We start from the raw sequence: 7367 nt of genomic DNA on the forward strand, positions 1-7367 counted from the left end.
AAGCGCCTGCTAATTGCAGACGCTTTTTTATAGACTCACTTTAATATCGTTAATCTTTAGAACACCCGGTTAAGACCGTTTAATGCCGCCACCCGATAGGCTTCTGCCATCGTTGGATAATTAAAGGTGGTATTCACAAAGTATTCAAGCGTTGCATTACACTTCATCACTGCTTGGCCAATATGAATAATTTCTGAAGCATGGTTTCCGTAGCAATGAATCCCTAAAATCTCCAATGTCTCACGATGGAATAAGATTTTTAACACCCCTGAACGCTCACCGATAATTTGGGCCCGTGCAAGATGCTTAAAGAAAGCCTGACCGACTTCATAAGGCACTTTAGCATCTGTCAGCTCTTGCTCGGTTTTACCGATAGATGAGATTTCAGGAATCGTATAGATACCGGTCGGTACGCTAGATACTGGCTCAGCATCCCTATCACCGACCATAAATGCCGCCGCACAACGACCTTGGTCATAGGCAGCAGAAGCTAGAGACGGCCAACCGATCACATCCCCTGCTGCATAGATATTTTCGACTTCAGTACAATAAGTATCATCGACCTTTAACTGACCACGGCTATTGGCTTTAAGCCCAACCGCTTCTAAATTTAAACTTTCTGTATTACCTGAGCGACCATTTGACCAAAGAATGGCATCAGACTTAATTTTTTTACCGCTTTTAAGATGCAAAATCACACAATCATCATGAGTCTCAAGATGATCAATTTCTTCGTTGTTACGAATAACGACGCCAAACTGTCTAAAGTCATGGGCAAGCGCATCGCTAATCTCGCTATCCAGATAACTCAACAATTTATTTTGGTTATTAATTAAATCAACTTTATAGCCTAAACCAGTGAAGATAGAGGCGTATTCACAACCAATGACCCCCGCACCATAAATGATAATCTTTCGGATTACATAATCCATTTGTAATATTTTATCAGAGTCAAAAACGCGCGGATGATTAAAGTCTAAAATCTCAGGGCGATAAGGACGGCTACCAACGGTAATGATAGCTTTATTAAAAGTAATGGTTTCGAAAGTATTGTCGTCAATTTCAATGCGTAATGTATGGGCGTCAATAAAGTTTGCCCAGCCATGAATCACTTCAATGCGATTACGCTCATAAAATCTCGTATGAGTGCTGACTTGCTGACGAATCACTTGACGCGCTTTGGCCAAAACGATATTTAGCGGAACTTGTTCATAATCCATCGCTTTGGTAAACATGGGATCACGGCGAAAGTTAATTAAGTTAAATACTGATTGGCGCAGCGCCTTACTCGGAATCGTACCGACGTGGGTGGAGTTACCACCGACTTGCTCACGCGGATCAATCACCACTACTTTTTTGCCAGCTTTCGATAACTTCATCGCGGCGGCTTCACCAGCAGGACCTGCCCCTAGTACGACAGCATCGTATTCAAACTCATGCTTGTCGCCTTTTATACGTTTTGAATCTTTGCTAAAGCCAGATTTAACATCGATACGCGTATCATCAAGCGGATTGACCAGATCAGGGTGATGCATGATATCGTCAGTAACTTGCTCGTGAGTTTGTTCGATTCTCTCTTTTTTATTTTTACTCTCAGTGTGTTCAGGATTTGGCGCGCGGCCACTCTCTTTATTAGACACCTCAGTGTGAGTATCTTCACCGATATCATTGGTCGCGTCGCTTATAGTTTTGCTTCCCATCTTGTCCTCTTTATTAATTTATGACTCTGTTTTTTTAGGCTATGAATGCATCAATTTATGAATGTATAAACATATAGATGAAATCAATGTCATGGCACTAAAGTGTGCTTACCATACGTTGTGATAAGATATTTTGCAATCTCAGCGACAGTTACGCTATAGCTAGCGCTCCTCTTTGGACAATGCATTCCGTTATTCCAATCAGCCAATACGGCGTTTTAGACCGGTCATCTGTAAGATTCGAGTAGCAATCTCTTCAACTGACATCTCTGAAACATCAAGGCTTGGAATGCCTTGAGAAGTATAAATGCCTTGTATGGCGCGCTGTTCTTGCTGACACTGCTGATAACTAGAATAACGACTGCCTGCACGGCGTTCTTGACGAATTTTTACCAAGCGATCGGTATCAATAATCAAACCAAATAGCTTGTGTTTATGCTCACGCAGTGCTTTTGGTAGCTGATTGTCATTTAAATCTTCTTCAGTCAAAGGATAGTTGGCTGCACGAATACCAAATTGTAAGGCCAAATATAAGGATGTTGGTGTTTTACCAGAACGCGAAACCCCGATAAGAATGATGTCTGCCGCATGATAATGGCGAGTACGTGCGCCATCATCGTTATCTAAAGCGAAATGCACTGCATCGATACGTTCTTTATAAGTCTCAGAGTCGACATCATCATGCGCATGACCCGAATGTCCGTCCGGTTCTACGCCGGTTTCTTCCGCCACTCGACCGATGAGACCCTCATACATATCTAGATTACAGCTATGCGCTGAGTTAATTTTTTCACGAATTTCAGGGTTTACAATGGTATCAAACACCAGTGGTAGCAAGCCATCTCGTTGATAAGCGGTATTGATTTGCACAACTGCATCTTCAGCACGCTCTAAATTATCGACATACGGTAACACTCGCGTCTCAAAAGGCACTGAGGCAAACTGACTCAAAATAGCGCGTCCAAGGGTCTCTGCTGTAATCGCGGTACCGTCAGAGATAAAAAACGCGGTTCTTATATTTTCTTCGTTATCAACTGTTAATGCTTTTTTATTTTGAATGGTAGTATTAGGGGATTCGGACGGGTTCTTTGAGTACATAACGTTGATACCTTGGTTGAAACCTCAATAGTATTCTTTAATCAGCGCTTAGTAGTGAACGCTTAATGATGGCTGCTTAACAATTTGTGATGTTTTGATGCATTCTCTAATGATGTTCAATTAGCCTTGCAGCATTTAATGCTTAATAGTTCAGTGCCATGCGTCTCATATTTATGCTTTATATTATACCCATAATAGCAGCCTAATAGTAATCAATGTTACAGGCGTACACTTAGAATATGACACCAAAACTAATTTGATTAAGAAAAATTTTACAGCAGCTCATCGATTGTATTATGACCCTATCTTATGCACTACATATATAGGTATAAAATATAGATATAAATTTTAATCCTACTTCAAAACCTTGTTGCTTACTGACAAAAGAATCCGCTAATTTTATTAGAAATGAGCAAAACTGTCAGATAAGCAGTAATCGATAGTCTTATTTCCATAATATTTTGCTAACCAACTTTTATGACTTCCGACATCAAATATGTACCAAGTCCCACAATTTGTATCTTTTTCATCATTATTTTGCTTTAACCCCTCGAAATTATCCAAATATAGCGGTATAATTGACCTTTATAATCCTTACTAAATAACCTTATTTTCTGGAGTTATCATGGCAGCGCAATCTACAGCACTTGTAATCAATCTAGATCAGCTAGGAAAAGACGATATTGAGACAGTTGGTGGTAAGAATGCTTCACTTGGCGAGATGATTAGCCATTTGTCTGATTTGGGCGTTAGTGTTCCAGGTGGCTTTGCTACAACTTCAGATGCGTTCAACCGCTTTTTGACAGAAACGGGCTTGCTTGACAAAATTAATCGCGAGCTTAAAGAGCTTGACGTTAATGATGTGAATAAGCTTGCTGCTACCGGCAAAAAAATTCGTAACTGGATTGTTGAACAAGAATTACCAAAAGACTTAGAGCAACAAGTGCGCAAATCATTCGAAGAAATGAGCGATGGCAAAGATATCGCCGTTGCTGTGCGCTCTTCTGCGACTGCTGAAGATTTACCAGATGCGTCATTTGCGGGTCAACAAGAGACTTTCTTAAACATTCGCGGTATTGATAACGTTCTTATCGCCATTAAAGAAGTATTTGCCTCCCTTTATAATGACCGTGCTATCTCTTATCGTGTACATAAAGGTTTCGAGCATGAAGGTGTTGCATTATCTGCTGCCGTTCAGCGCATGGTGCGTTCAGAAACGGGCGCAGCTGGCGTTATGTTCACCTTAGATACAGAAAGTGGTTTTGATCAAGTGGTATTCATCACCTCAAGCTACGGCCTAGGCGAGATGGTTGTCCAAGGCGCGGTTAACCCTGATGAATTCTATGTATCAAAACGATTACTTGCTAACGGTAAACCTGCGATTATTCGCCGCAACCTAGGTAGCAAGCATAAGAAAATGATTTATGGTGATGAAGGTAGCACCACCAAATCTGTAAAAGTGATTGATGTCGAAAAAGAAGATCGCATGCAGTTCTCTTTATCGACTGAAGAATTGAATTCACTTGCCAAGCAAGCGATGACCATTGAAAAGCATTACGGTCAAGCGATGGATATCGAGTGGGCAAAAGACGGCGATACCAATGAAATCTTTATCGTTCAGGCACGCCCTGAAACCGTTAAGAGCCGTCAAGACAGCAATGTCATGGAGCGTTATATCATCAATACTGGTGATGCTAAAATTCTATGTGAAGGTCGTTCAATCGGTCAACGTATCGGCGCTGGTAAAGTACGTATCGTTAGCAACCTAAACGAGATGGACAAAGTACAAGATGGCGACGTTCTCGTATCAGACATGACCGATCCGGATTGGGAACCAGTAATGAAGCGCGCCTCTGCTATCATCACTAACCGTGGTGGTCGTACCTGTCACGCAGCGATTATCGCTCGTGAGCTAGGCGTACCAGCAATCGTTGGTTGTGGTAATGCCACTGAATTATTGGTTGATGGTCAAGACGTAACGGTTTCTTGTGCTGAAGGTGATACTGGCTTTATTTATGAAGGTCAGATTGAGTTTGACGTACAGACTAACTCTGTTGAATCTATGCCAGAGCTTGCCTTTAAAGTAATGATGAACGTTGGTAACCCAGATCGCGCCTTCTCATTTACCCAAATGCCAAACGAAGGTATTGGTCTTGCGCGTCTTGAGTTCATTATCAACCGTATGATTGGTGTGCATCCAAAAGCATTGCTAAACATGAACAGCTTACCGCGTGAAATTGCACAAGCTATCAATGAGCGTATCGCCGGTTATGCTTCACCAGTTGATTTCTATGTGGATAAATTGGTGGAAGGTATCTCAACTCTAGCTGTAGCTTTTATGGATCAGCCCGTTATCGTTCGTATGTCAGATTTCAAATCGAATGAATATGCTAACTTGCTAGGTGGTAAGTTATACGAGCCATCAGAAGAAAACCCAATGCTTGGTTTCCGTGGTGCTAGCCGCTACGTATCTGATAACTTCCGTGACTGCTTCGAGCTTGAATGTAAAGCACTGAAACGTGTACGTGATGAGATGGGCTTGACCAACGTCGAGATTATGATTCCATTTGTACGTACGGTTGGTGAAGCCAAACAAGTGATCGATTTACTTGAGAAAAATGGTCTAAAACGTGGTGAAAATGGTCTGCGCATCATCATGATGTGTGAGCTACCGACCAACTGCTTATTAGCAGAAGAGTTCCTAGAGCACTTCGATGGTTTCTCAATCGGTTCAAACGACTTGACTCAGTTGACCTTAGGTCTTGATCGCGATTCAGGTATCGTCTCACATCTATTTGATGAGCGTGATCCTGCGGTTAAAAAGCTGTTATCGATGGCGATTGATGCTTGCCGCAAAGCTGGTAAATACGTTGGTATCTGTGGTCAAGGTCCATCAGACCATCCGGATCTAGCTTTATGGCTCATGGAACAAGGTATCAGCTCAGTATCATTAAACCCTGACTCAGTGCTAGATACTTGGTTCTTCTTAGCAGGTGAAGAAGTAAAGTAAGCTGCCGTCTAAAGGCTGCTTAATAAAGATTAATAGTAACAAGTAATACGAGTACACTTTATTATTAGGGTTTGTTTGCCACTCATCATTCATTTGAATGACATGGCACGCAAACCCTATGCTGTATTTAGCGCGCGAGTACATTTCTAAAAAAGACGACTTGTGAATTTTAAATACGCCCTAATATAGTGATCTAAGATATGACCAACGATGTAGGCAACTATGCAGATTTTCCTTGCTCGAAATAACGTCCAAGCCGGTCCATACACCTTGGATCAGCTCAATATTATGCTCACTTCTGGTGAAGTACAATTAGATGATTTGATCTGGCACGAAGGCTTAGATCAGTGGCAGCGCGTTGGTAATTTGACTAACAATCAAGCTTTTTATCGCCCTGCAGCTTCTCATATAGTAACGCCTGAGGTTAATGACTCTATTATCAATAATGTTACTATCTTCCCAGAAGATGATAGCGCAGATGCTAGTAAAGACAATAAGTCGGTATCGCTAGATCGCCTATATGGCAAACCTGAACGCTCAAAAGACACGAATAAAAGTACCAAAGCAGACATGACGACCAATCGTCAATATAAGCCAACTGGTAATGTCTCATTGAATAAGTCTGGTGCGACTAAGGCTGCTTCAGATAAAGTAGTTGGTGATGTCGTTCTGGCGCCTATTATGTCACGCCTATTAGCCACAGCTATTGACTGGCTATTACTGATTATTGCATTTTTACCTTTATTTATGGCTATAAATAAGCTGGGCGGTTTTCCTACAAACTTAGCGAGTATGGATCAAATGCTCGCTTTCTCTCTAAACTTAGCCGAAAAAATACCGCAAAGCACACAGCTGATATCGAATGTTATGTTGTTTGGCCTCGTTATTATACAGCTACTATTTATTGTTTTACGGGGACAGTCGATAGGCAAAGTTATTACCGGTATTCGGGTAGTCGATCAAACTACGCACCGTTTGCCTTCTTTTTTTAGACTGGTAATTATGCGTACTATTTTATTAGTACTTATCTATTTACCTTTTTTCACTACCTTTATATCCGCTATATTGTTAGCAGTGAACTACTATTTGGCATCGAAAAGCCCTAAAAATATCGGTTGGCATGATAGATTGGCTAAAACTCTAGTGGTGAAGGCAGATAGTAGTCAGTTGATTAAAGAGTCAAAAATAAAATAGCCCTTTTGTTGGTTATTAATAGTCCTTTTTTAATAACACCTTTTATAGTTGCGGTAAAAAGTAGCGTCTCAGCGTTGCTTTTTTATTGATTAAGAATAAATGTATCAGCTTAATAATTTTTATTAACAGCAGCGCATTGATTAACCTTTGTGTTCATCAGTGACTACTGTTATAATACGGCGCTTTATAAACTAAGCTTATTCTCTGTTAATTATTTATAATAATGGGTAGGATTTGAGCTTACCTTATAAATCTCCTTGCTATTAACATAGGGTTAATAGCTACTAATCCGTAAGGAGTCATAATGCGACATTACGAACTGGTGTTACTTGTACACCCAGACCAAAGCGACCAAGTGGTCGGCA

4 protein-coding genes and 1 pseudogene are annotated in these 7367 nt (G+C 40.9%); 3 read left to right on the forward strand and 2 right to left on the reverse strand.

Features of this window, described 5'->3' with window-relative positions:
- Window positions 1-56 precede the first annotated feature (56 nt).
- Both sthA and ppsR read right to left on the reverse strand, forming a co-directional pair.
- Window positions 57-1700: a Si-specific NAD(P)(+) transhydrogenase gene (gene sthA, locus WAZ74_RS11900; RefSeq protein ID WP_422308509.1), complete on the reverse strand. Its 1644-nt coding sequence runs from the start codon at window positions 1698-1700 to the stop codon at window positions 57-59.
- 201 nt (window positions 1701-1901) lie between these two features.
- The gene (gene ppsR, locus WAZ74_RS11905; protein WP_422308510.1) at window positions 1902-2798 is read right to left on the reverse strand and encodes a posphoenolpyruvate synthetase regulatory kinase/phosphorylase PpsR; all 897 of its coding nucleotides are present in this window, start codon (window positions 2796-2798) and stop codon (window positions 1902-1904) included.
- A gap of 625 nt (window positions 2799-3423) precedes the next feature.
- Between ppsR and ppsA the strand changes: the two genes are divergently transcribed.
- From ppsA to WAZ74_RS11920, 3 genes and pseudogenes are all read left to right on the forward strand, one after another.
- Window positions 3424-5808 (forward strand): phosphoenolpyruvate synthase, encoded by a 2385-nt coding sequence (ppsA, locus tag WAZ74_RS11910; RefSeq protein ID WP_422308511.1) that lies wholly within the window; start codon window positions 3424-3426, stop codon window positions 5806-5808.
- Between the two features lie 222 nt (window positions 5809-6030).
- Window positions 6031-7002, forward strand: coding sequence for an RDD family protein (locus WAZ74_RS11915; RefSeq protein WP_422308512.1), 972 nt, complete (start codon window positions 6031-6033; stop codon window positions 7000-7002).
- A gap of 304 nt (window positions 7003-7306) precedes the next feature.
- Window positions 7307-7367 (forward strand): annotated as a pseudogene (locus WAZ74_RS11920) (30S ribosomal protein S6); the annotation flags it as partial.

The sequence above is a fragment of the Psychrobacter sp. genome (assembly GCF_049295055.1).
Lineage (GTDB): Bacteria > Pseudomonadota > Gammaproteobacteria > Pseudomonadales > Moraxellaceae > Psychrobacter.